Source organism: Streptomyces sp. NPDC001970 (genome assembly GCF_053594115.1).
The window spans coordinates 52,664-76,924 of record NZ_JBSFDW010000023.1 but is presented as its reverse complement, the minus strand read 5'-3'; the positions used below and the strand labels follow the sequence as shown (position 1 = coordinate 76,924).

Annotated in this window: 19 protein-coding genes and 2 pseudogenes; 18 read left to right on the top strand and 3 right to left on the bottom strand. The window is 72.9% G+C overall.

Going from position 1 to position 24,261, the window contains the following annotated elements; genetic code table 11:
* The first annotated feature begins 6 nt into the window (after window positions 1-6).
* The 10 genes and pseudogenes from ACWCP0_RS25765 to argF all read left to right on the top strand — a co-directional run bounded on the left by ACWCP0_RS25765 (window position 7) and on the right by argF (window position 11,531).
* Window positions 7-1,203 carry an ATP-binding protein gene (locus ACWCP0_RS25765; protein ID WP_451081155.1) on the top strand — a complete coding sequence of 399 codons (1,197 nt, stop codon included), beginning with the start codon at window positions 7-9 and terminating at the stop codon, window positions 1,201-1,203.
* Entirely contained in the window at window positions 1,200-1,571 is a 372-nt protein-coding gene (locus tag ACWCP0_RS25760) for a nucleotide pyrophosphohydrolase (RefSeq protein WP_451081154.1), read from the top strand. Before ACWCP0_RS25765 ends, ACWCP0_RS25760 begins: the two co-directional genes overlap by 4 nt.
* Before the next feature lie 125 nt (window positions 1,572-1,696).
* Window positions 1,697-2,269, top strand: coding sequence for a DUF6099 family protein (locus ACWCP0_RS25755; RefSeq protein ID WP_451081153.1), 573 nt, complete (start codon window positions 1,697-1,699; stop codon window positions 2,267-2,269).
* A 66-nt stretch (window positions 2,270-2,335) separates the two neighbouring features.
* Window positions 2,336-3,259: an LLM class F420-dependent oxidoreductase gene (locus tag ACWCP0_RS25750; protein ID WP_451081152.1), complete on the top strand. Its 924-nt coding sequence runs from the start codon at window positions 2,336-2,338 to the stop codon at window positions 3,257-3,259.
* Window positions 3,260-3,359: 100 nt separating this feature from the next.
* The gene (gene mmuM, locus ACWCP0_RS25745) at window positions 3,360-4,268 is read left to right on the top strand and encodes a homocysteine S-methyltransferase (protein WP_451081151.1); all 909 of its coding nucleotides are present in this window, start codon (window positions 3,360-3,362) and stop codon (window positions 4,266-4,268) included.
* 68 nt (window positions 4,269-4,336) lie between these two features.
* Window positions 4,337-5,797 (top strand): 3' terminal RNA ribose 2'-O-methyltransferase Hen1, encoded by a 1,461-nt coding sequence (locus tag ACWCP0_RS25740; protein ID WP_451081150.1) that lies wholly within the window; start codon window positions 4,337-4,339, stop codon window positions 5,795-5,797.
* Window positions 5,794-8,375 (top strand): annotated as a pseudogene (locus ACWCP0_RS25735) (polynucleotide kinase-phosphatase). Before ACWCP0_RS25740 ends, ACWCP0_RS25735 begins: the two are co-directional and overlap by 4 nt.
* Before the next feature lie 195 nt (window positions 8,376-8,570).
* Entirely contained in the window at window positions 8,571-9,077 is a 507-nt protein-coding gene (locus ACWCP0_RS25730) for a hypothetical protein (RefSeq protein WP_451081149.1), read from the top strand.
* A gap of 121 nt (window positions 9,078-9,198) precedes the next feature.
* Window positions 9,199-10,452, top strand: a complete 1,254-nt coding sequence (locus ACWCP0_RS25725; protein ID WP_451081148.1) for an arginine deiminase — start codon at window positions 9,199-9,201, stop codon at window positions 10,450-10,452.
* A 68-nt stretch (window positions 10,453-10,520) separates the two neighbouring features.
* Window positions 10,521-11,531 carry an ornithine carbamoyltransferase gene (gene argF, locus ACWCP0_RS25720; RefSeq protein ID WP_451081147.1) on the top strand — a complete coding sequence of 337 codons (1,011 nt, stop codon included), beginning with the start codon at window positions 10,521-10,523 and terminating at the stop codon, window positions 11,529-11,531.
* 3 nt (window positions 11,532-11,534) lie between these two features.
* Here argF and ACWCP0_RS25715 read toward each other — a convergent pair whose 3' ends face one another.
* Complete coding sequence (locus tag ACWCP0_RS25715; RefSeq protein WP_451081146.1) at window positions 11,535-12,047, bottom strand: ATP-binding protein; 513 nt, start codon at window positions 12,045-12,047, stop codon at window positions 11,535-11,537.
* A 290-nt stretch (window positions 12,048-12,337) separates the two neighbouring features.
* On the opposite strand from ACWCP0_RS25715, the gene ACWCP0_RS25710 reads away from it, so the two are divergent.
* Together ACWCP0_RS25710 and ACWCP0_RS25705 are read left to right on the top strand one after the other, a co-directional pair.
* A complete protein-coding gene (locus tag ACWCP0_RS25710) occupies window positions 12,338-13,165 on the top strand; it encodes an enoyl-CoA hydratase family protein (protein WP_451081145.1) in 828 nt (275 codons plus the stop codon).
* 329 nt (window positions 13,166-13,494) lie between these two features.
* Window positions 13,495-15,822, top strand: coding sequence for a bifunctional salicylyl-CoA 5-hydroxylase/oxidoreductase (locus tag ACWCP0_RS25705; RefSeq protein WP_451081201.1), 2,328 nt, complete (start codon window positions 13,495-13,497; stop codon window positions 15,820-15,822).
* Here ACWCP0_RS25705 and ACWCP0_RS25700 read toward each other — a convergent pair.
* Together ACWCP0_RS25700 and ACWCP0_RS25695 are read right to left on the bottom strand one after the other, a co-directional pair.
* Window positions 15,803-16,615 carry a PaaX family transcriptional regulator gene (locus tag ACWCP0_RS25700; RefSeq protein WP_451081144.1) on the bottom strand — a complete coding sequence of 271 codons (813 nt, stop codon included), beginning with the start codon at window positions 16,613-16,615 and terminating at the stop codon, window positions 15,803-15,805. The genes ACWCP0_RS25705 and ACWCP0_RS25700 overlap by 20 nt on opposite strands.
* Window positions 16,616-16,619: 4 nt before the next feature.
* Complete coding sequence (locus ACWCP0_RS25695; protein WP_451081143.1) at window positions 16,620-18,236, bottom strand: AMP-binding protein; 1,617 nt, start codon at window positions 18,234-18,236, stop codon at window positions 16,620-16,622.
* Between the two features lie 130 nt (window positions 18,237-18,366).
* On the opposite strand from ACWCP0_RS25695, the gene ACWCP0_RS25690 reads away from it, so the two are divergent.
* The 6 genes and pseudogenes from ACWCP0_RS25690 to ACWCP0_RS25665 all read left to right on the top strand — a co-directional run bounded on the left by ACWCP0_RS25690 (window position 18,367) and on the right by ACWCP0_RS25665 (window position 24,240).
* Window positions 18,367-19,509, top strand: coding sequence for an acyl-CoA dehydrogenase family protein (locus ACWCP0_RS25690; protein ID WP_451081142.1), 1,143 nt, complete (start codon window positions 18,367-18,369; stop codon window positions 19,507-19,509).
* Window positions 19,506-19,904 carry a RidA family protein gene (locus ACWCP0_RS25685; protein ID WP_451081141.1) on the top strand — a complete coding sequence of 133 codons (399 nt, stop codon included), beginning with the start codon at window positions 19,506-19,508 and terminating at the stop codon, window positions 19,902-19,904. Before ACWCP0_RS25690 ends, ACWCP0_RS25685 begins: the two co-directional genes overlap by 4 nt.
* Before the next feature lie 198 nt (window positions 19,905-20,102).
* Window positions 20,103-21,165 (top strand): annotated as a pseudogene (locus tag ACWCP0_RS25680) (collagenase); the annotation flags it as partial.
* A gap of 69 nt (window positions 21,166-21,234) precedes the next feature.
* Window positions 21,235-22,410 carry an NAD(P)/FAD-dependent oxidoreductase gene (locus tag ACWCP0_RS25675; protein ID WP_451081140.1) on the top strand — a complete coding sequence of 392 codons (1,176 nt, stop codon included), beginning with the start codon at window positions 21,235-21,237 and terminating at the stop codon, window positions 22,408-22,410.
* Window positions 22,407-22,721: a (2Fe-2S)-binding protein gene (locus tag ACWCP0_RS25670; protein WP_451081139.1), complete on the top strand. Its 315-nt coding sequence runs from the start codon at window positions 22,407-22,409 to the stop codon at window positions 22,719-22,721. The genes ACWCP0_RS25675 and ACWCP0_RS25670 overlap by 4 nt, the downstream gene beginning before the upstream one ends.
* On the top strand, window positions 22,702-24,240 hold the full coding sequence (locus ACWCP0_RS25665; protein ID WP_451081138.1) for an FAD-dependent oxidoreductase: 1,539 nt from the start codon (window positions 22,702-22,704) through the stop codon (window positions 24,238-24,240). Before ACWCP0_RS25670 ends, ACWCP0_RS25665 begins: the two co-directional genes overlap by 20 nt.
* Window positions 24,241-24,261 lie beyond the last annotated feature (21 nt).

Genomic DNA, 24,261 nt, shown 5'->3' with positions numbered 1-24,261 from the left:
TCCCGTATGAACGCACCGACCAGCACACTTCCCGCGGTGTCCGCGGCCGTCGACTCCTCTTGCGCTCCCCACGCGGCCGCTGCTCTCCCCGTGGTCACCGAGCTGCGGCTCTCCGCCTTCGCCTCGCACCGGGGAGCGGCCTTTCCGCTCGGCTCGCCGGTGACGCTGCTCGCCGGGCCGAGCGGCAGCGGCAAGTCGAGCGCCCTGCGGGCGTACGAGGCGCTGGCCAGACTCGGCTCGGGCGCGGCGCTGGGCGAGGCCTTCCCCGACCCCGCGGGCTGTGTCCCCGAGCGCGCGGAGGCGGACGCGCAGGGCCGGCGCGGATTCCGCATCGGCTGCACGGTCCACGGGCCCGCCGGCTCCGTGCGCCTCGACCTCGCCGTACAGGCCGAGCCGGAACTGCGCATCGTCGGCGAGCGTTTGACCAGCGGCGGACGGACTCTGCTGAGCACGGCCCTGCGCGACCCCGCCCGCCCCTGTGTGCAGGCCGCCTGGCACACGGCGGGCGCCGTCCCGGTCACCCGCGCCCCGCTTCCCGACGACCGGCTCGGCACGGCGCTGCTGCCGCTGCGGGTCTCCGGCAGGACGGACGGGGAGCGCGAGGTGCTGGCCGCCGCCGAGCAGGTGGTGGTGGCGCTGCGGTCGGTGTTCGCGTGCGACCCGCAGCCGCGGTCGATGCGTGCGCCGGTCCCGCCGGGTGAGGGGCGGCTGCGACGGGGCTGCGACAACCTCGCGGCGGTGCTCCACCGCACGCGCAGCGAGTGCGTCCGCCGCCATGCCCGGCTCGCCGCCGTCGCCCGGGCGGGCTGCGCGGGCCCGGTGTCCGAGGTGGGCGTCGAGGAGCTCGCGGACGGGACGGTACGGGCGGTCCTCGGCCGGGCCGCCGGCGGTGCCACGCCGCTCGGGCGGCTCGGCGACGGCGAACTGCGCTATCTGGCGCTCGCCCTGGTCCTGCTCACGGGTCCGGGTGTGCTCGCGGTGGACCAGGCCGCGGAGGTCCCCGGGGCACTGCAGTGCCTCACGGTCCTGGCCGACGGTTTCGACCGCTGTCTGGACCGTCGCCAGGCCGCCGAACTGGCCTCCCTGGCCGCTTCGGTCTGCGCCGACGGCCATCTCCGGCTGCTGGGCACCGTGAGCGACCGCGACCGCGGGGCATTCGCCCGGGAGATCGAGGGAGTATCGGTGGTAGACCTGGTGCCGTGAACGAACTGGACGTGAAAGCACTGCAGCGCAGACTGGCCGAGTTCGCGGCCGCCCGGAACTGGGGGCCGTACCACACCCCGAAGAACCTCGCGGTGGCGCTGACCGTCGAGGCGGCCGAACTCGTCGAGATCTTCCAATGGTTGACGCCCGAGGAGTCCGCGCGGGTGATGGACGACCCGCAAAAGGCCCACCGTGTGGCGGACGAGGTGGCCGACGTTCTCGCCTATCTGCTGCAGTTCTGCGACGTGCTCGGCGTCGACGCGCCGGCCGCTCTCGCCGCGAAGATCGACCGGAACGAACTGCGATTCCCGGCGGCCGAACGGCCGTCGGACGGACCCTCACGAGCAGACCGTCACTCTTCGGAGTGACCGACCTTTCCCCAACCCGCTTCCTGTCCACAGATTTCCGAATTCCCCTGGCTTTTCGTCTGGATGACCTTCACTCTGGGTAGTGATTGATTGGGCGGAATTTCGTACGAACGGGGGCGTCGTACATGGAAGCGGAGCGGCTCATCGCGGCCGGCCGGCACGCACTGGCGGAGAGCCGTGTCGCGCTGGACATCGTGGCGGAGGCCTGGCAGGCGCAGGCCCTCGCCCAGGCGGTCGGAACGCAACTGGCCCTGTGCGGGCCCCAGGAGCTGCGCGGCGAGGCCCGCGGCCTCAGCGAGGCGGGCGGTCGCGGCGGCGGGATCGCCGATCCCCCGCTGCTCGGGCTCGGCAGCCTCCGGGCCGCGCAGCTCAGCGAAGTCACCGATCCGCGCCGGGCGTTGACACTCCTGAGCGCGCTGCTCGGAGAGATCGGCATAGCCCTCGTCGGCGTCGCCTGTGCCACCGACGAGGAGGGGCTCTACTGGCAGTGCATCGAGGCGATCGACGCCACGGACGAATCCAACGACCGCGTCCGGGCGATGCTGCGAAGACTCTCCTTACGTGACCACGATCGCGACCGCGACCGTGCCCGCTACCCGGACCGTGACCGGGACCGTGAAGGGGGTGGCGACCGGGAGGGTCGTTGTGACCGCGAGGGTCGCCGGGTCGATCCGGACTCGGCGACGAGTTCGCCCTGAGGCAGGACGGGGCGGACCGGCCCGCATGGAGAGGTTGACCCGCGCACGACGGTGCAGGATGGAGGCATGGATCTTCGAATCTTCACGGAGCCCCAGCAAGGGGCCGCCTACGACACCCTGCTGATGGTCGCCAAGGCGACCGAGGACCTCGGCTTCGACGCGTTCTTCCGCTCGGACCACTATCTGCGCATGGGCTCGGCCGACGGCCTCCCGGGCCCCACCGACGCCTGGATCACCCTCGCGGGGCTCGCCCGCGAGACCAAGCGGATCAGGCTCGGCACGCTCATGACCGCCGCCACGTTCCGGCTGCCCGGAGTGCTCGCCATCCAGGTCGCCCAGGTCGACCAGATGTCGGGCGGCCGGATCGAGCTCGGGCTCGGTGCGGGCTGGTTCGAGGAGGAGCACAAGGCGTACGGCATTCCCTTCCCCAAGGAGAAGTTCGCCCGGCTCGAGGAGCAGCTCGCCATCGTGACCGGCCTGTGGGCCACGGAGACGGGAAAGACCTTCAGCTACGAGGGCACGTACTACCAGCTGCAGGATTCGCCCGCCCTTCCCAAGCCCGCCCAGCGCAGGGTCCCGGTGCTCATCGGCGGCCACGGTGCGACCCGCACCCCGCGGCTGGCCGCCCGGTACGCGGACGAGTTCAACATGCCCTTCGCGTCCGTGGAGGACAGCGAGCGGCAGTTCGGCAGGGTCCGCGCCGCCGCCGAGGAGGCCGGCCGCAAGGCGGACGACCTTGTCTGCTCCAACGCCCTTGTCGTCTGCGTCGGCAAGGACGACGCGGAGGTCGCGCGTCGTGCCGCCGCCATCGGACGCGAGGTCGGGGAGCTGAAGACCAACGGCCTCGCCGGCTCGCCCGCGGAGGTCGTCGACAAGCTCGGCCGGTACGCCGCGGCCGGCTCGTCCCGCGTCTATCTGCAGGTCCTCGACCTGCACGACCTCGACCACCTGGAGCTCATCTCCTCCCAGGTCCAGTCCCAGCTCGGCTGATCCCCACCCCACCCACCTGACCCCACCCACCCACCTCACGTCACCTCGCTCACCCCACCCCAGCCCACCCGGAACCGGCCGGAGTCACCCGGAGTCACCTGTGAAGCCCGTCCGCAGCCTCGCCGCCGCTCTCGCCGAAGGGCCGCTCGTCCTCGACGGTGGTCTCTCCAACCAGTTGGAGGCGCAGGGCTGCGATCTGTCCGACGACCTCTGGTCGGCGCGGCTGCTCGCCGACGGCCCGGAGCAGATCGAGGCCGCCCACACGGCGTATGTGCGGGCGGGCGCCCAGGTGCTCATCACCTCCAGCTACCAGGCGACCTTCGAGGGCTTCGCCCGGCGCGGCGTGGGCAGGGCCGAGGCGGCCGCCCTGCTGGCCCGCAGCGTGGATCTCGCCCGTGCCGCGGCCGAGCACGCGGACCGGGAGGTGTGGGTCGCGGCGTCGGCGGGCCCGTACGGGGCGATGCTCGCGGACGGCAGCGAGTACCGCGGCCGGTACGGACTCACGGTGCGGGAGCTGGAGGCCTTCCACCGCCCCCGCATCGAGGCCCTCGCGGCCGCCGGCCCCGACGTACTCGCACTGGAGACGGTGCCGGACACGGATGAGGCCGAGGCGCTGCTCAGGGCCGCCCACGCGGTCGGCCTGCCGGTCTGGCTCTCGTACACCATCGCGGGAGAGCGCACCCGCGCCGGCCAGGACCTGGCGGCGGCCTTCGCCCTCACCGCGGGCGACGACCAGGTGATCGCCGTCGGCGTCAACTGCTGCGAGCCCGGCGACGCGGACCGGGCAGTGGAGCTCGCCGCCCGGCTGACGGGCAAGCCGGTCGTCGTCTACCCGAACAGCGGCGAGCGGTGGGACGCCGGCGCACGCTCCTGGCGCGGTGGCGTCACCTTCGATCCGGCACGCGCGCGCGACTGGCAGTCGGCCGGCGCACGGCTCGTCGGCGGCTGCTGCCGCGTGGGCCCGGACCGTATCGCCGGGCTGGCCGCCCTCACCCGGCCGCAGCCGTAGCGGTACGCCATGGCCGTACCCGTGAAAATACCTGGTCAGAGGACGTCGACCGGGCAATACTCGGACACGTGTTCATGACGATCAGCACGACCGGTACCCCCGAGCGTCCCGCCACCGACCTGGGCTTTCTGCTGCACAAGCATCCCGACAAGGCGCAGATGTTCTCCACCTCCCACGGCACGGCGCACATCCTCTACCCCGAGGCCACCGCCGAGCGCTGCACAGCCGCGCTGCTGCTGGAGGTGGATCCGGTGGCGCTCGTGCGGCGCGGCAAGGGCAAGGGGCGCGGCGGAGCGCCGGATTCGGCCCTCGCGCAGTACGTCAACGACCGGCCCTACGCGGCGTCCTCGCTCCTCTCCGTCGCGATGAGCACCGTCTTCAAGAGCGCACTGCGCGGCGTGTGCCACGCGATACCGGAGCGGGCGGAGAACCCGCTGCCGCTGCGGATCGAGGTTCCCGCACTGCCCGCGCGCGGTGGGGCCGAGCTCGTGCGGAAGCTGTTCGGCCCGCTCGGCTGGGCCTCCGTCGACGCCGAACCGGTGGCGCTCGACGAGCAGTTCCCCGAGTGGGGCGACTCGCGGTACGTACGGCTCGTCCTGGAAGGGGAGCTGCGGCTCGCCGACGCACTGCGGCAGCTGTACGTCCTGCTGCCGGTCCTCGACGACGCCAAGCACTACTGGGTCGCACCCGACGAGGTCGACAAGCTGCTGCGGGCGGGCGAGGGCTGGCTGGCCGAGCACCCCGAGCAGAGGCTCATCACCAGCCGCTATCTGTCCCGCCGCTGGGGACTGACCCGGCAGGCGATGGAGCGGCTCGAGCTCGTACGCCTCGCCGAGAGCGACGACCTCGAGGTCGAGGACGTCGACAACGCCGTGGACGAGACCACGGACACCGACGAGCGCCCCGTGCCCCTCGCCGAGCAGCGCCGCGAAGCCGTCCTGGAGGCCCTGCGCGCGGCGGGCGCGGCCACCGTGCTCGATCTGGGCTGCGGGCAGGGCCAGTTGGTGCAGGCGCTCCTCAAGGATATGCGCTTCACCGGCATCGTCGGCGTGGACGTGTCCGTGCGCGCCCTCACCGTCGCCGCCCGCCGACTGAAGCTGGACCGCATGGGCGAGCGCCGGTCCAGCCGCGTCACGCTCCTCCAGGGCTCGCTCACATACACCGACAAGCGGCTCACCGGCTACGACGCGGCCGTGCTCAGCGAGGTCATCGAGCACCTCGACCTGCCACGGCTGCCCGCCCTTGAGTACGCCGTCTTCGGCTCCGCACGCCCGCGCACCGTGATCGTGACGACGCCGAACGTCGAGTACAACGTCCGCTGGGAGTCCCTGCCCGCCGGGCACGTCCGCCACAGCGACCACCGCTTCGAGTGGACCCGGGCCGAGTTCCGGGACTGGGCGGAGCGGGTCGCCGGGCGCCACGGATACGACGTCCGTCACGCGGGCGTCGGCGACGACGACCCCGAGGTGGGCGCCCCGACCCAGATGGCCGTATTCACTCTGACCACGAAGGAGGTGGGGGCGGCATGACCACCACCACCCGCATCCTGCCCGTCCCCGACCTCTCCCTCGTGGTCCTCGTGGGCGCCACCGGCTCGGGCAAGTCCACGTTCGCCCGCAGGCACTTCAAGCCCACCGAGGTGATCTCGTCCGACTTCTGCCGCGGCCTGGTCGCCGACGACGAGAACGACCAGAGCGCCAGCGGCGACGCCTTCGACGTCCTGCACTACATCGTCGGCAAGCGGCCGCCGCCGGCCGGCTCACCGTCGTCGACGCCACCAGCGTCCAGCAGGAAAGCCGCCGCGGGCTCGTCCAGATCGCGCGCGAGCACGACGTCCTGCCCGTCGCGATCGTCCTCGACCTGCCCGAAGAGGTGTGCGCCGTCCGCAACGAGGGCCGCCCCGACCGCGCGGACATGCCGCGCCACGTCATCCAGCGGCACCGCCGCGAGCTGCGCCGCTCGCTGCGCGGACTGGAGCGCGAGGGCTTCCGCAAGGTGCACATCCTGCGCAGCGCCGAGGAGGTGGAGTCGGCCGAGGTCGTCCTGGAGAAGCGCTACAACGACCTGCGGCATCTGACAGGCCCGTTCGACATCATCGGCGACATCCATGGCTGCCGCTCCGAGCTGGACACCCTGCTCGCGACGCTCGGCTACAGGGACGGCGCACACCCTGAGGGCCGCACCGCCGTGTTCGTCGGTGACCTCGTCGACCGGGGCCCCGACAGCCCCGGTGTGCTGCGCCGCGTGATGGGCATGGTGGCCACCGGCAACGCCCTGTGCGTGCCGGGAAACCACGAGAACAAGCTCGGCCGCTGGCTGAAGGGCCGGCAGGTCCAGCACACCCACGGCCTCGCCGAGACCATCGAGCAGCTGCAGCGCGAGGACGCGACCGACCCGGACTTCCGTGCGCAGGTGCAGGAGTTCATCGAGGGCCTCGTCAGCCACTACGTCCTCGACGAGGGCAAGCTCGTCGTGTGCCACGCGGGCCTGCCCGAGAAGTACCACGGCCGTACCTCCGGCCGGGTCCGCTCGCACGCGCTGTACGGCGACACGACCGGGGAGACCGACGAGTTCGGGCTGCCCGTCCGCTACCCCTGGGCCGAGGACTATCGAGGCCGGGCCGCCGTGGTGTACGGCCACACACCCGTGCCCACCGCGTCCTGGATCAACAACACCATCTGCCTCGACACCGGTGTGGTCTTCGGCGGAAAGCTGACCGCGCTGCGCTGGCCGGAGCGTGAACTCGTCGAGGTTCCGGCCGAGAAGGTGTGGTACGAGCCCGTAAAGCCACTGGTCACCGAGGCGCCCGGCGGACACCAGGGCCGCCCGCTGGACCTCGCCGATGTCCACGGGCGCCGCATCGTGGAGACCCGTCACATGGGTCGCGTCGCCGTGCGGGAGGAGAACGCGGCCGCGGCCCTCGAGGTGATGAGCCGCTTCGCGGTCGACCCGCGGCTCCTCGCCTACCTGCCGCCGACGATGGCACCGACTGCGACCTCGCAGGAGGACGGCTATCTCGAGCACCCGGCCGAGGCGTTCGCACAGTACAAGGCGGACGGTGTCGCGCAGGTCGTGTGCGAGGAGAAGCACATGGGCTCGCGGGCGGTCGCGCTGGTCTGCCGCGACGCGGACGTGGCCCGGGAGCGCTTCGGCGTGCAAGGAGCGACCGGCGCCCTGCACACCCGCACCGGCCGTCCCTTCTTCGACGATGCCCAGGTCACCGAGGAGATCCTGGAGCGCCTGCGCGCGGCCGTGACCGGTGCCGGCCTGTGGGACGAGCTCGCGACCGACTGGCTGCTGCTGGACGGCGAGCTGATGCCGTGGTCGCTCAAGGCGTCCGGGCTGCTCCGCAAGCAGTACGCGGCCGTCGGCGCCGCGTCCGGCGCGGTCTTCCCCGGCGCGACCGCCGCCCTCGAAGCCGCCGTCGCCCGCGGCATCGAGGTGGGCGAGCTGCTGGAGCGCCAGCGCGAACGGGCCGCGGACGCGGCCGCGTTCACCGAGGCGTACCGGCGGTACTGCTGGACCACCGAGGGCCTGGACGGGGTGCGCCTCGCGCCCTTCCAGATCCTCGCCGTCCAGGGCCGCTCCCTCGCCGCCGTACCGCACGACGAGCAACTGGCCTGGCTGGACCGGCTCGTGGAGGCCGACGCCGCCACGTCCGGAGCCGCCACGTCCGGAGCCGCCGGCGGATCCGGGCTGCTTCAGCGCACCCGCCGTCTCGTCGTCGACACGGGCGACGAGGAATCGGTGCGCGCCGGAGTCGACTGGTGGCTCGAGATGACCGGCGGGGGCGGCGAGGGCATGGTCGTCAAGCCGCTGCGTGCGCTCGTACGGGACGGCAAGGGCCGGCTCGTCCAGCCCGGGATCAAGGTGCGCGGGCGCGAGTACCTGCGGATCATCTACGGTCCCGAGTACACCCGCCCGGACAACCTCACCCGGCTGCGCAGCCGGTTCCTCGGCCACAAGCGGTCGTTGGCGCTGCGCGAGTACGCCCTCGGACTGGAGGCCCTGGACCGGCTCGCCGACGGGGAGCCGCTGTGGCGGGTCCACGAGGCGGTCTTCGCGGTGCTCGCCCTGGAGTCGGAGCCGGTCGACCCCCGGCTCTGACCGACGGCCTACGGCCCGCTCCGGTCGGCCTCCGGCTCCCAGCGCCGGGCCCCGTGGACGGATCGCACCGATCCACGGGGCCTGCCGCTGATCCGACGATTACTGCAGTCGGGGGAAAGGTGGCCGGATTCCGGCGGTGGGCTCGTTCTTCCGGACAGCAGGGTGTCCGCGATTTCTGGAAGGACGGAGTGCAGGATGAAGTCGATCGCGCGCGGGAGCCTCGGAGCGCTCATGGCATGTGTGGCCGCGGCGGTGGCGGCGCCGTCCGCCGTGGCCGCGCCGCATGTGCCGGTCGTGGTTCCGCTGGACCCGCTGGAGCAGGCCGTTCCCCTGGAGGCGCCCACCGTGAGCGCGGCGGCGCCACTGCCCGTGCCGAGCGCACCCGAGGGTCCGCGGTACGAGGAGGGGAAGGTTCTGCCCACCGGCATCGTGCCCCGGGTGCCGCTGACGAGTGAGCTGCCGGGGGCGCGGGCCGGGGTTCCGCTGCCGCACCCGCTGAGCGACGAGGAGGTGGGCGCCGTCCACCTCGCGTCGCCCGACACGGACCTGATGGCCGCGACTCCGGGCGCCGACGTCGCCGCGCCCCTGACGGCTCCCGCCGCCGGGACGGATGGTCTGCCGGGCCTGGCCCGGCCCGAGGCGGGCGTGTCGCTTCCGGAGCTCCGGGCGACGCCGGGGGCCGTGCTCGGGTTCGACCAGTAGCGCCGCAGGAAGCGCGGCCCGGCTCCCGCCCACGCCCCGCCCCTCGCCCCTTCCCATCCTCTCCGCCCCCGCTTTGCCATCAGTGTGGGCGGGGAGGGGGCCGGTCTGGGAACGTTTCCCCATGGGATTCCACGTCGACTCCGAGACCGGGCTGCTGCGCCGGGTCATACTCCACCGCCCCGATCTGGAACTGAAGCGGCTCACCCCCCGCAACAAGGACGCGCTCCTCTTCGACGACCTCCTGTGGGTCCGGCGCGCCCGCCAGGAGCACGACGGCTTCGCGGACGTGCTCCGCGACCGCGGAGTGAAGGTGCATCTCTTCGGTGATCTGCTGCGTGAGTCACTGGAGATCCCGGCAGCCAGGAAGCTGGTTCTCGACCGCGTCTTCGACGAGAAGGAGTACGGCCCGCTCGCCACGGACCATCTGCGGGCCGCCTTCGACGCGATGGACACGGCCACCCTGACCGAGGCCCTGGTCGGCGGGATGACCAAGAGGGAGTTCCTCGCCGGTCACTCGGAGCCCGCGTCCGTCCGCTTCCATGTGATGGACCTGGACGACTTCCTGCTCGGCCCGCTGCCCAACCACATCTTCACCCGCGACACCTCCGCCTGGATCTACGACGGCGTCTCCATCAACGCCATGCGCTGGCCCGCCCGCCGGCGCGAGACGGTGCACTTCGAGGCGATCTACACACACCATCCGCTGTTCACCGGCCCGGAGGCGGGCGAGTTCCGCCACTGGTCGGAGGGCCAGGCCGACTACCCCTCCACCATCGAGGGCGGCGACGTCCTGGTCATCGGCAACGGTGCGGTGCTGATCGGGATGAGCGAGCGCACCACCCCGCAGGCCGTGGAGATGCTGGCACGCGGGCTGTTCCAGGCCGGGTCCGCGCGGACCATCGTGGCCCTGGACATGCCCAAGCGGCGGGCCTTCATGCACCTCGACACGGTGCTGACGATGGTGGACCACGACACCTTCACCCAGTACGCGGGCCTCGGCATGCTGCGCTCGTACACGATCGAGCCGGCGGAGGGCGAGCGGGGCGTGGCCCTGCGGGTCACCGACCATCCGCCCGAGCACATGCACAGCGCGATCGCCGCCGCCCTGGGTCTGCAGGACATCAGGGTCCTCACGGCCAAGCAGGACGTGCACGCGGCGGAGCGCGAGCAGTGGGACGACGGCTGCAACGTCCTCGCCGTCGAGCCGGGCGTGGTCGTGGCGTACGACCGGAACGTCACGACCAACACCCATCTGCGCAAGCAGGGCATCGAGGTCATCGAGATCCCGGGCAGCGAACTGGGCAGAGGGCGCGGCGGCCCGCGGTGCATGAGCTGTCCCGTCGAGCGTGACGCCGCCGGCGCCGGCACCCCCTGACCGTATAGCAATGCAGTGCCTCGTATAGACTTCCATGGTCCCGCATTCGCGACCCAGGAGCACCCACCATGGCGACACACCTCGAAGGCCGCCACTTCCTCAAGGAGCTCGACTTCACCGCGGAGGAGTTCCGAGGCCTGATCGACCTGGCCGCGGAACTCAAGGCCGCCAAGCGGGCCGGTACCGAGGTCCCGCGACTGCGTGGCAAGAACATCGCGCTCATCTTCGAGAAGACGTCGACACGTACGCGCTGCGCGTTCGAGGTCGCCGCCGCCGACCAGGGGGCGTCGACGACGTATCTCGACCCCGCCGGTTCGCAGATGGGTCACAAGGAGTCGGTCAGGGACACGGCTCGGGTGCTCGGGCGGATGTTCGACGGAATCGAGTACCGCGGGAACAGCCAGGAGACCGTCGAGGAGCTCGCCGCCCACGCCGGGGTCCCCGTCTTCAACGGGCTCACCGACGACTGGCACCCCACCCAGATGCTCGCCGACGTGCTGACCATGACCGAGCACAGCGACAAGCCGCTGACCGGCATCGCCTTCGCCTACCTCGGTGACGCCCGCTTCAACATGGGCAACTCGTACCTGGTCACCGGCGCCCTGCTCGGCATGGACGTGCGGATCGTCGCGCCCGCGGCGTACTGGCCGGCGGACGAGGTCGTCGCCGCCGCACGCGAGGCCGCCGCGGCCTCCGGCGCGAGGATCACGCTCACCGAGGACATCGCCGAGGGCGTCGCCGGCGCCGACTTCGTCGCCACCGACGTCTGGGTGTCGATGGGCGAGCCGAAGGAGAAGTGGGACGAGCGCATCAAGGCCCTCTCCCCGTATGCGGTGACGATGGACGTGCTGCGCGCCACCGGCCATGCGGACGTCAAGTTCCTGCACTGCCTGCCGGCCCTCCACGACCTGGGCACCACGATCGGGCGGGAGATATTCGAGAGGCACGGCCTGAGCGAGCTCGAGGTCACGGACGAGGTCTTCGAGTCCGCGCATTCGGTCGTCTTCGACGAGGCGGAGAACCGGATGCACACGATCAAGGCGGTGCTGGTGGCGACGCTGGGCGGCGCGAGCGAATAGCCGCTACGACTCCGGCAGCGGCGGGCGAGGGGACGGCACGCCCGGAGCCGGACCCGCCGCGGCAGCGGGCCCCTCAGCCGCGGGAAGCGTGAACCAGACCGCCTTGCCGTGAGGAGTGGGGCGGTGCCCGCAGGCGGAGCTGAGGGCGCGGATGAGGAGCAGGCCGCGCCCGTGCTCCTGCCAGGGGTCGGGCCCGCAGTCCGGCAGCGGCTCGCAGAGGCCGCCCGGCGGGGCGGGGTCGTGGTCGTGCACCTCGACCTGGCAGCCCGTCGGCAGCAGCTCCACGACCAGCTGGATCGGGCCCCCGCCCGCGGTGTGCTCCACCGCGTTGGCGACGAGCTCCGCCGTCAGGAGCTCCGCGGTGTCGCTGTCGGCCGCCTCGAGCTCCGCGAAGGCGGTACGGATCAGGGCACGGGCGAGCGGTATGGCGGCCGTCGTGTGCGGCAGCGCGAGACGCCAGGAAGTGGTGGTGGCGTCCGCCGCCGCCGCGGCGGCGGTGGAGGGGGCTTTACACAAGGCGGGTCCGTTCGCAGTGCTCCGTACCTGCTGGTACTGCTTTCCACCGTACGGAGGGGTAGGACCCTATCCAAGGGCCTCTGGGCCGTCCGTCCGAGGACCTGTGCCCCACCTGATACGGGACCTTTGCGCGGCCGCGACCATGTGACGGGTCGTCGGGCCTGCCCGGGCTGCCGGGCCCGCCGTATCGCGCCCTCGTGACGGGAGTCACGTGGAAGTGATAACTTCGTGGGGCAGGCACTGGCCGGCGGCAGTCCGCAGCAGCCGGCAGCCCGAGGGAGGCCGCGTCCATGAGCCCCTTTCCCAGCTCGGCGCCCCGCACCGACGAATGGCGCCATCTCCGCCTGACCAGGCAGGACGGTGTCGCCACCGTCACGCTCGACCGCCCCGACAAGCTCAACGCGCTCACCTTCGGCGCCTACGCCGACCTGCGTGACCTGCTCGCCGAACTGTCCCGCGAGCGATCCGTGCGCGCACTCGTCCTCGGCGGCGAGGGCCGCGGCTTCTGCTCCGGCGGCGACGTCGACGAGATCATCGGCGCCACGCTAGCCATGGACACCGCCCAGCTCCTCGACTTCAACCGGATGACCGGGCAGGTCGTACGTGCCCTGCGCGAATGCCCCTTCCCCGTGATCGCGGCGGTCCACGGCGTCGCCGCCGGAGCCGGGGCGGTGCTCGCGCTCGCCGCTGACTTCCGGGTCGCGGACCCGTCAGCCCGCTTCTCCTTCCTCTTCACCAAGGTCGGACTCTCCGGCGGCGACATGGGCGCCGCGTATCTGCTGCCGCGCGTCGTCGGGCTCGGGCACGCCACGCGGCTGCTGATGCTCGGCGAGCCGGTCCGCGCCGTCGAGGCCGAGCGGATCGGGCTGATCAGCGAACTGACCGGGGAGGGCGAGGCGGACAAGGCGGCCGCGGCGCTCGCCCGCCGGCTCGCCGACGGCCCCGCCCTCGCCCACGCCCAGACCAAGGCCCTGCTCACCGCGGAACTCGACATGCCGCTCGCCGCGGCGGTGGAACTCGATGCGGCGACGCAGGCGCTGCTGATGAACGGCGAGGACTACGCGGAGTTCCACGCGGCCTTCACGGAGAAGCGCGCCCCGAACTGGCAGGGGCGCTGACGATGCCGTCGTACGCGGGGGAGCCCCGCGGCCACGTCGGCTCCGCGGGCGAGCCCGCAGCCCCCAGGGACGTGTCCGGTACCGCCCGGTCGGCCCGGATGTCCGTCCACCATCGCCGGACAGGCTCAGCAGGAGCCCCTCCGGCGATCGAGGCGGGGGTCCCCCCAGGCCCGCCAGGGCGTAGGGGGAGGGGACGCGGGGACGGCGCCCCCGAATCGGGGTCCGGGGCGGAGCCCCGGTGGGGGGCCGGGGGGGATGCCTCCCGCTTCGCGAAGGGGCAGGCCGGGCAGGAACCCGCCACAGACCCCGCCCCCCACCGCGGCGCACCCCTGCGCGTCGCCGTCATCGGCGGCGGCCCCGGCGGGCTGTACGCCGCCGCGCTGCTGAAGCGGCTCGACCCCCGCCGCGACATCACCGTGTGGGAGCGCAACGCCCCCGACGACACCTTCGGCTTCGGCGTCGTCCTCTCCGACGAGACCCTCGGCGGCATCGAGCACGCCGACCCCGCCGTCTACCGGGCGCTCCAGGACGAGTTCGTCCGCTGGGACGACATCGACATCGTCCACCGCGGCCAGACCCTCACCTCCGGCGGGCACGGTTTCGCCGCGCTCGGCCGGCGCAGACTGCTGGAGATCCTGCACGAGCGGTGCGCGTCCCTCGGAGTGCGGCTCCGGTTCCGCACCGAGGCCCCGCCCGCCGCCGAGCTCGCCGCCTCGTACGACCTCGTCGTCGCCGCCGACGGTGTGCACAGCCTCACCCGCGCCGCGCACGCCGCCGTCTTCGCGCCGCGCATCACCACGCACCGCTGCCGCTACATCTGGCTCGCCGCCGACTTCGCCCTCGACGCCTTCCGCTTCGAGATCGCCGAGACCGAGCACGGCGTGATGCAGCTCCACGGATACCCCTTCTCCCGCCCTTCACCCGACCACCACCCCACAACGAGTCCCTCCGGGCCGCAGAACCCGTCCGGCGCCTCCACCGTCATCGTCGAGATGCGCGAGGAGGTCTGGCGGGCGGCCGGGCTCGACGAGTGCGACGAGCAGCAGTCGGCCGAGCGCTGCGCCAAGGTCTTCGCCGACGCCCTCGGCGGCCGCCCGCTGCGAGGCAACAGCTCCGCGTGGATCGCCTTCCGCACCGTCGTCAACGACCGCTGGGCGCACGGAAACACCGTGCTCCTCGGCGACGCCGCGCACACCGCCCACTTCTCCATCGGCTCCGGCACCAAACTCGCCGTCGAGGACGCCCTCGCCCTCGCCGCCTGCATCGAGGAGCAGCCCACGCTCCCCGAGGCCCTCGCGGCGTACGAGACCGAGCGCCGGCCCGTCGTGGAGTCCACGCAGCGCGCCGCGGCGGCCAGCCTGCGCTGGTTCGAGGAGCTCGGGACGTATCTCGACCAGCCGCCACGGCAGTTCGCGTTCAACCTGCTCACGCGCAGCCGCCGTGTCACACACGACAATCTCCGGCTGCGCGACCGGGCGTTCACCGACTCCGTCGAGGAGGACTTCGGCTGCCCGCCCGGCACGCCCCCGATGTTCACGCCCTTCAGGCTGCGCGGGCTGACCCTGCGCAACCGTGTCGTCGTCTCGCCCATGGACATGTACTCCGCCGAGGACGGCGTCCCCGGCGACTTCCATCTCGTCCACCTCGGAGCGAGGGCCCTCGGCGGCGCCGGGCTCGTCATGACCGAGATGGTCTGCGTCAGCGCCGACGGCCGCATCACCCCCGGCTGCGCCGGCCTCTACACCGACGAACAGGCCGCAGCCTGGCGCCGCATCACCGACTTCGTCCACACCCGGTCGCCCGGCACGGCCATCGGCGTCCAGCTCGGCCACTCCGGCCGCAAGGGCTCCACCCAGCTCATGTGGGAAGGCATCGACCAGCCCCTGCCGGACGGCAACTGGCCGCTCGTCGCCGCCTCACCGCTCCCGTACCACCCGGGCGTCAACCAGGTCCCGCACCAGCTCGACCGGGCCGGACTCACGGCGATCCGCGAGCAGTTCGCCGCAGCCGCCGGGCGCGCCGCGCACAGCGGATTCGACCTGCTCGAACTCCACTGCGCCCACGGCTACCTGCTCTCCGGCTTCCTCTCCCCGCTCACCAACCGGCGCACGGACGGATACGGCGGCTCACTCGCCGCCCGGCTGCGCTTCCCGCTCGAAGTGTTCGACACGGTCCGCGCCGTCTGGCCCGACGACCGGCCCATGACCGTCCGCATCTCCGCCACCGACTGGGCACCGGGCGGCACCACCGCACAGGACGCCGTGGAGATCGCCCGCGCGTTCGCCGCCCACGGCGCCGACGCCATCGACGTCTCCACCGGCCAGGTCGTCCCCGACGAACGGCCCGAGTACGGCCGCTCCTACCAGACCCCCTACGCCGACCGGATCCGCAACACCCTCCGCGTCCCCGTCGTCGCCGTCGGCGCGATCTCCTCCTGGGACGACGTCAACTCCCTCCTCCTCGCGGGCCGCGCCGACCTCTGCGCCCTGGCCCGCCCCCACCTGTACGACCCCCACTGGACCCTTCACGCGGCCGCCGACCAGAACTACACCGGCGAGGCCGCCCCCTGGCCGCCCCCGTACCGCGCCGGCAGCCGCAAACCCCCGACGGGCCGCACGGACGCCCCCAAGCCGCGCCTCACACTGCCGTCGTCATGAACTCCGCGCCCGCGTCCCGCAGCCGCTTGTGCAACCCCGCGAAGACCGCCGCCGAGCGGCCGCCCGGCCAGTCGTCGGGGAGGAGCTCCTTCGGCAGACCCGGGTCCGCGTAGGGCAGCCGGCGCCAGGAGTCGAGGGCCAGAAGATAGTCCCGGTACGCCTCCTCGGGCGGGGTGTCGGAGCGGGACTCCCAGGACCGCAGCACCGGTTCGTGCGTGTCCAGGAACTCCTCGTGCTGCTTCGCGATCGCCTCCAGGTCCCACCAGCGCCCCGCCGCCTCCGCCGTCGGGGCGAAGCCGAGGTGTTCGCCGCGGAAGAGATCCACGTAGGGGTCGAGCTGCAAACGGCGCAGGGTGTGACGGGTCTCCTCGGCGAAGCGGGCGGGCGCGATCCAGACGCCGGGCGCGGCCGTGCCGAAGCCCAGGCGGGCCAGACGGGAGCGCAGCAGGTGCCGCTTGTGGCGTTCGGCCTCCGGGACGGAGAAGACCGCGATCACCCAGCCGTCGGACGGCTTCGGCACGGGGTGGCCGTAAATGCGCTCGTCACCGTCGTCGAGGAGCTGACGCGCGTCCGCCGACAGTGCGTAACCGGCCGCACCGGACGCCGTGCGCTCGGCGACGAGCAGACCGCGCCGCTTGAGCCGGGAGACCGAGGAGCGCACGGACGGAGCGTCCACGCCGAGCGCACCCAGCAGACGGATCAGCTCCGCCACCGCGAGCGGACCCGCGGTCTCGCGTCCGTACGCGCCGTACAGGGTGACGATCAGGGAACGGGGAGTGTGCTGCTCGGCCACGTGATCACTCTAGGCCCCTCAGCCGGAAGCGCTGCAGCTTGCCCGTCGGCGTACGGGGCAGCGCGTCGAGGAAGACGATCACGCGCGGGCACTTGTACGGGACCAGGCGGGACTTGACGAAGTCGCGCAGCGCCCGCGCCGTCACGACGTCGCGCACCACCCCCTCGCGCACCACGACGTACGCCGCCGCGATCTGGCCGCGCAGCTCGTCGGGGCGGGCGACCACCGCGGCCTCCACCACGTCGGGGTGGTCCAGCAGCGCGTCCTCGACCTCGGGCCCCGCGATGTTGTAGCCCGCCGAGATGATCATGTCGTCGGCGCGGGCCACATAGCGGAACCACCCCTGCGGCTCGCGTACGTACGTGTCACCGGTGACGTTCCACCCGTCACGCACGTAGTCGCGCTGCCGCGGGTCCGACAGATACCGGCAGCCCACCGGCCCGCGCACCGCCAGCAGCCCCGGCTCGCCGTCCGGCACCGGCACCCCGGTCGTGCCGTCCACGACCCGCGCCTCCCAGCCCGGGACCGGCAGCCCGGTCGTGCCGGGCCGGATGTCCCCGTCGGCCGCGGAGATGAAGATGTGCAGCAGCTCGGTCGCGCCGATGCCGTTGATGATGCGCAGCCCCGTCCGCTCCTGCCACGCGTGCCATGTCGCGGCCGGCAGGTTCTCCCCGGCCGACACACAGCGCCGCAGGGACGTCAGGTCGTACCCCGCGGCGTCGTCGAGCATCACGCGGTACGCGGTCGGCGCGGTGAACAGCACCGACACCCGGTGCTCCGCGATCGCCGGCAGCAACTGCCTCGGCCCCGCCTGCTCCAGCAGCAGCGCCGACGCGCCCACCCGCATCGGGAAGACGACCAGGCCGCCGAGCCCGAAGGTGAAGCCGAGCGGCGGACTGCCCGCGAACACGTCGTCGGGCGTCGGCCGCAGCACCCGGGCCGAGAAGGTGTCGGCGACAGCCAGCACATCCCGGTGAAAATGCATGCACCCCTTCGGCCGCCCCGTCGTCCCGCTCGTGAAGGCGATCAGCGCGACATCGTCCGCCGCCGTGGCCACGGCCTCGTACGACGCCGGCTTCCCGGCCGCCAGCCGCAGCAGATCGTCGGGCGCGTCCCCGCCGTACGTCACGATCCGCAGCCCCGGCACCTCGGCCTTCACCAGGTCGTCGACCGCACGGACGTCGCACAGCGCATGGCCCACCCGGGCGATCTCGCACATCGTGGCGAGCTCCTGCGACCGCTGCTGGGCCAGCACGGTGACAGCCACCGCACCCGCCTTCACCACCGCGAGCCAGCAGGCCGCGAGCCAGGGGGTGGTGGGTCCGCGCAGCAGCACCCGGTTGCCAGGCACCACACCCAGCTCGTCGGTCAGGACGTGCGCGATCCTGTTCACATGCTCGCGCAGCTCGCCGTACGTCCAGACGGTGCCGCTCCCGTCACGGAAGACGGTCCGGCCCGCCCCGTACCGCTCGATCGTCGCGTCCAGCAGTTCCGCCCCGCAGTTGAGCCGCGCCGGATAGCGCAGCTCGGGCAGGTCGAGCAGCAGCCGGGGCCATTGCTCCGCGGGCGGGAGATGCTCGCGCGGGAAGGTGTCGCGGTGGGCCGAGGGTGTCAGCTCCATGTTCGCCCCCTTGTCGTGGTGGGGTCGCGCATCGAGCGTATCGTGATGGTGACGACAGTCAACAGTTCGCGATACGGTGCTTTTCCCGGGTCCACCCCCGGACCCCCTGCCGCAAGAAGTGGGGGCACGGATGTCCGCATTCTCGCTCGACCCGGCACAGGCCGCCTGGTGCGCGGAGCTCCGTACGCTCGCGGCCGAGCGGCTGCGCCCCCTCGCCGAGAAGGGCGAGCCGGGCCGCGTCAACCGGCCCCTCGTCGCCGCCCTCGGCGAACTGGGCCTGCTCAAGCGCCTGTTCGGCGACACGAGCGCCCTCGACCTGTGCCTGCTGCGCGAGTCACTCGCCTACGCCTGCACGGAGGCCGAGACCGCGCTGGCGCTGCAGGGCCTCGGCACCTACCCGCTCGTCCAGGCCGGTACCGGCGCGCAGCGCGAGCGCTGGCTCCCGGACGTCGTCGCGGGCCGGGCCGTCGCCGCCTTCGCGCTCAGCGAGCCGGACGCCGGGTCGGACGCCGCGGCGCTCGCCCTCGAAGCCGTGGGCAGCGGCGCCGAAGGCTGGCGGCTGACCGGCGAGAAGCGCTGGATCTCCAACGCCCCCGAGGCGGATTTCTTCACCGTGTTCGCCCGAACGGGTGAGGCGCACGGCGCGCGCGGCATCACCGCGTTCCTCGTCCCCGCCGACCGGCCCGGCCTCACCGGCAGCGCGCTGGAGATGCTCTCCCCGCACCCCATCGGCGCCCTGGCGTTCGACGGCGTGCCCGTCACCCGAGAGGACGTGCTCGGCGAGCCGGGGCGCGGCTTCCGCGTGGCCATGAACACCCTCAACCTCTTCCGGCCAAGCGTCGGCGCCTTCGCGGTCGGCATGGCGCAGGCCGCACTCGACGCGACGCTCGCGCACACCTCTGGCCGGTTCGCCTTCGGCGGACCGCTGAAGGACCTCCAGGCCGTCTCCCACCGGGCCGCCGAGATGGCCACGCGGACGGAGGCCGCGAGGCTGCTGGTGTATGCGGCGGCCTGCGCGTACGACTCCGGCGCGGCGGACGTACCGCAGCGCTCCGCCATGGCGAAGCTCTTCGCGACCGAGACCGCCCAGTACGTCGTGGACGCGGCGGTGCAACTGCACGGTGCACGCGCCCTCCAGCGCGGCCATCTGCTGGAGCACCTCTATCGCGAAGTGCGCGCCCCACGGATCTACGAAGGCGCGAGCGAGGTGCAGCGCAGCATCATCGCCAAGGAGCTGTACGCCGGGACCTGCGCCGAGGAGGACGCCCGATGAGCCTCGAACGCATCAACCCGCCCGGGCTGTCCCCGGCAAGCGGCTTCTCGCACGCCGTCGCCGCCGCCGGCTCCCGGATGGTCTTCCTGGCCGGGCAGACCGCACTCGACGCGGACGGCAAGGTGGTCGGAACCGGTCTCGTGGAGCAGTTCGAGACGGCCCTCGCCAACCTCCTCGCCGCCCTCGCCGCGGCCGGCGGCACCCCGCACGACCTGGCCCGTGTCACCGTCTACGCCACCGATGTCGCGGACTACCGCACCCACGCCGCCGAACTCGGCCGCGTCTGGCGCCGGCTCGCCGGCCGGGACTATCCCGCGATGGCGGTCATCGGGGCCGTGCGCCTCTGGGACGAGCAGGCACTGGTCGAGCTGGACGGGATCGCCGTACTGCCGTAGGGCCTTGCACGCGCCGCCGCGCCGCCGCACGCCGCCGCACACCGCCGTGACATTGCGCGGTCACCCGTCCAGCAGTGCGCCCATCCACGCCTCGGCGGCGTCCGGCGTACGCGGCAGTGCCCCTCCTCGACATCAGCCGGACGCCATCGGTCGTGACGACCGGGTCCAGCCGCGGCAGTGGGCCTTCGACGTGCCGGCTACGCGAGCAAGCAGGTCAGGGCACAGTTCCACCGCGTCCTCGGCGCCGAGGAGCCGCTCTCCGGCGACACCAACACCTCGCTGAACATCGTCCTGTACGGCTCGCGCGCCGACTACGAGGTCTACCACCCCATCCTCACCGGCATGGGCACCGACAACGGAGGCATCTACATCGAGCGCGGCGCCACCTTCTACACCTATCAGCGCCGCGTCCCGCAGGACCCCTCGCTCACCCTCGAAGAACTCTTCCGGCACGAGTACGTCCACTACCTCAACGGCCGCTGGGCGGTGCCCGGATACTTCGGCGAAGGCCCCTGGTACACCGGCGACCGCACCACCGCGATGGACGAGGGAACGGCGGAGTTCTTCGACGGCGCCACCCGCGACGACGGCGTCGCGGTCCGCAAGTCGCTGGTCCAGGGCATCATCGACGACACCGCCGCCGGCGGCCCGCGGATGACCGTGAACCAGCTGCTGCACGCCACCTACGACGGCGACGGCTTCCGCTTCTACGACTACGCGGGCACGTTCTTCGAGTTCCTGTGGACCGAACGGCCCTCGTTGCTGAGGGAGATGTACGGCCATCTGCGGGCCGACGACCCGGCGGGCTTCGACGCGTGGCGCAACCGGCTCGGGGCGATGCGGAGCTGCAGCGCTCCTATGACACCTTCCTCGACGCGCAGATCGCGAAGGTCGACGAGCTGTTCGTGCCCCACACCACGTACACGCCCGACGAACGGCTCAGGGACGCCTCGGTGGACGCCGTGCGCGCCTCCTTCGCCTCCGCCACGTACGCGGACCCGGCCTGCACGGAGAACGGCGATCCCGGCAGGCGGCGCTTCACCTGCACGGGCAGGATCACCGCCGGCCTTGCCGACTCCGGCGATCCGGACCTCGTCTTCAAGGCCATGTCCGACACGGTCGACTACTTCATCCTCGACCGGCCGGAGCGGCCTCCACCAATCTCGCCGACATGAACTGCTCCTTCGGGCCGGTCGAGATCTGGGCCAACGGCCGAGCAGGCACGTCGGCTTACCGCTGTGAAGGGCCGTTGCGCAGCTGAGCCGCGCGGGCCCGTGCCGTTCCACGTGATTCCCTTCCCCGGCACATAGCAATGTGACATATTACTGCTGTGCCCACCAGAAACCCTCGTGGTCCCCTGGACGCCGTCATCATCGGCGCCGGCGTGGTCGGAGCGGCCTGCGCCTACTACGCGAGCCGCGCCGGACTCGCCGTCGCGGTCGTCGACCGTGGTTCGGTTGCGGGCGGCACCACCGGCGCCGGGGAAGGCAATCTCCTCGTCTCCGACAAGGAGGCGGGACCCGAGCTCGACCTCGCGCTGCTGTCCACCCGGCTCTGGCGCGAACTCGCCGATGTGCTCCCACCGGAGACGGAGTACGAGCCCAAGGGCGGTCTCGTCGTGGCGCCCGACGAGACCGCCCTCACCGCACTGCGCGACTTCGCCGAAGGGCAGCGGAAGGCCGGCGTCGAGACGGAGGCGATCACCGCCGACCGGCTCCACGACCTGGAACCCCACCTCGCGCACGGACTCGCGGGCGGTTACCACTACCCGCAGGACGCCCAGGTCCAGCCGGCCCGGGCAGCCGCCCGACTCCTGTGCGCGGCACAGGAGTCGGGCGCCGGAATCCGCCTCGGTGAGCAGGTCACCGACGTCCTCACCCGGCCGGACGGCACCCTCCACGGCATCCGCACACCACGCGGCGAACTGCGTGCCCCGGCCGTCGTCAACGCCACCGGCACCTGGGGCGGCGACCTCGCCCGGCTCGCCGGCACCCACCTGCCGGTCCTTCCGCGCCGCGGCTTCGTCCTCGTGACCGAACCCCTGCCGCGTGTCGTCCGCCACAAGGTCTACGCCGCCGACTACATCTCCGACGTCGCCAGCGGCTCCGCCGCCCTCCAGTCCTCCGCGGTCGTCGAAGGCACGCCCGCCGGACCGGTCCTGATCGGCGCGACCCGCGAGCGTGTCGGCTTCGACCGGAGCGTGTCCGCCGAAGCCCTGCGCCGGCTCGCCGGCCAGGCCGCCGCACTCTTTCCCGTACTCGCCGACGTACGCGTCATCCGCGCCTACCACGGCTTCCGCCCGTACCTCCCCGACCACCTGCCCGCCATCGGCCCGGACCCGCGCGTGCCCGGACTGTTCCACGCGTGCGGCCACGAGGGCGCGGGCATCGGGCTCGCCCCGGCAACCGGGCTGCTGATCGCCGCCGTCCTGAGCGGTGATCAGCCCGCCCTGGACCTGCGGCCGTTCCGGCCCGACCGTTTCGACCAGGCAGGAGCGGCGCAGTGACCAGGACACCGGTCTCCCTGGTGCGGGCCGAGCCCGGACCCCCGTACGAGATCACCTTCGACGGGCGCCCCGTCACCGCGCTGCCCGGGCAGAGCATCGCCGCCGCGCTCTGGTCGGCGGGCATCCTCGCATGGCGCACGACCCGCGACGGCGGCGCGCCCCGAGGGGCGTTCTGCGGCATCGGCACTTGTTACGACTGCCTCGCCACGGTCAACGGCCGTCCCAACCAGCGTGTCTGCCTGGTCCCGGCCCGCCCGGGCGATGCGGTCACCACTCAGAAGGGCACCGGCCATGACGACCTCGCCGTCTGAGCCCCGTCAGCCCCCTCAGCCCTCGGAGCCCTCCGGGCCTGCTGAGCCCTGCGAGCTGGCCGTCGTCGGAGCGGGACCCGCCGGGCTCGCCGCCGCCGTCACCGCGGCCGCACTGGGGCTGCGGGTGACGCTCATGGACGCGGGGGAGCGGCCCGGCGGACAGTTCTACCGCCATCCCGCACCCGGCCTCCGCGCCGCGCGGCCCGAAGTCCTGCACCACCAGTGGAAGGCGTTCGCGCGCCTCGAACGCGGACTCCGCGCCCACACGTCCTCGGGCCGCATCCGCCATCTGCCCGCTCACCATGTGTGGACCGTCCTCCCCGAACAGGCCCCGCAAAGGGGGGAGCGGGGCGGGACACCATGCCGGCGGCTACACGCCGTCGCGGGCCACGGCGGCGACGAGCGCGCCGTCACCGTCAGGGCCCGGACGGTGCTGATCGCCACCGGCGCATACGAACGTCAACTGCCCTTTCCCGGCTGGACCCTGCCCGGCGTCGTCGGAGCCGGCGGGGCACAGACCATGCTCAAGTCCGGCCTCGTCCTGCCCGGCAAGCGGGTCGTCGTGGCGGGCAGCGGACCGCTGCTGCTCGCCGTCGCCGGGTCCCTCGCCGCCGCCGGGGCCACGGTGCCCGCGCTCGTGGAGGCCGCCGCGTACCCCGCGTACGCCCGTCATCTGCCCGCCCTGGTCCGCAATCCGGCCAAGCTCGCCGAAGGGGCCGCGCACGGCGGCGCGCTGCTCCGGCACGGCGTACGACTGCTCACCCGGCACGCAGTCACCGAGGCGCACGGCTCGGACCGGGTCGAGGCCGTGACCGTGACGCGGCTCGACCGCGACTGGCGTCCCGTGTCCGGCAGCGCGCGCCGCATCCCGTGCGACGCGCTCGCCGTCGGACACGGCCTGGTCCCGCAACTGGAGCTCGCCACCGGACTCGGCTGCGCCACGCGCCGCTCGGCCGACGGCACCGCCGTCCTGGATCTCGACGACGAGCAGCAAACCTCCGTCCCCGGTGTCTGGTCGGCGGGGGAGACCGGCGGGATCGGCGGGGCCGAACTCGCCCTGGCCGAGGGCGAACTGGCCGCTCTCTCCGTCGCTCGCGCCCTGCACGGCACCCCGCTCCCGCGGCGCGCGGCGGTGCTGCGGGCCCGTCGGGACCGGCTGCGCGCCTTCGCCGAGGTGATGACGGCCGTGCACCGCCCGGGGCCCGGCTGGACCGCGTGGCTCGACGACACCACCCAGGTGTGCCGCTGCGAGGAGGTCCCGGCAGGGCTGATCAGGGAGGCGGCCGGTCAACTCGGCGCGCACGACGCCCGCACCGTGAAACTGCTGACCCGCGCCGGAATGGGCTGGTGCCAGGGACGCATGTGCGGGCCGGCGGCGGCCTGTCTGGCCGGCGAGGAGCCCGCCCCGGACCGACGGCCGCTGTCCTGCCCGGTGCCGCTGAACCAGCTTGCCGGTCTGCCCGGCCCGGAAGCGCCCCCCGGCGAGCCCGTACCGCCGCACGAAGCGGACCGGGCCTGAGCCCCAGGGACGAGACTCGTG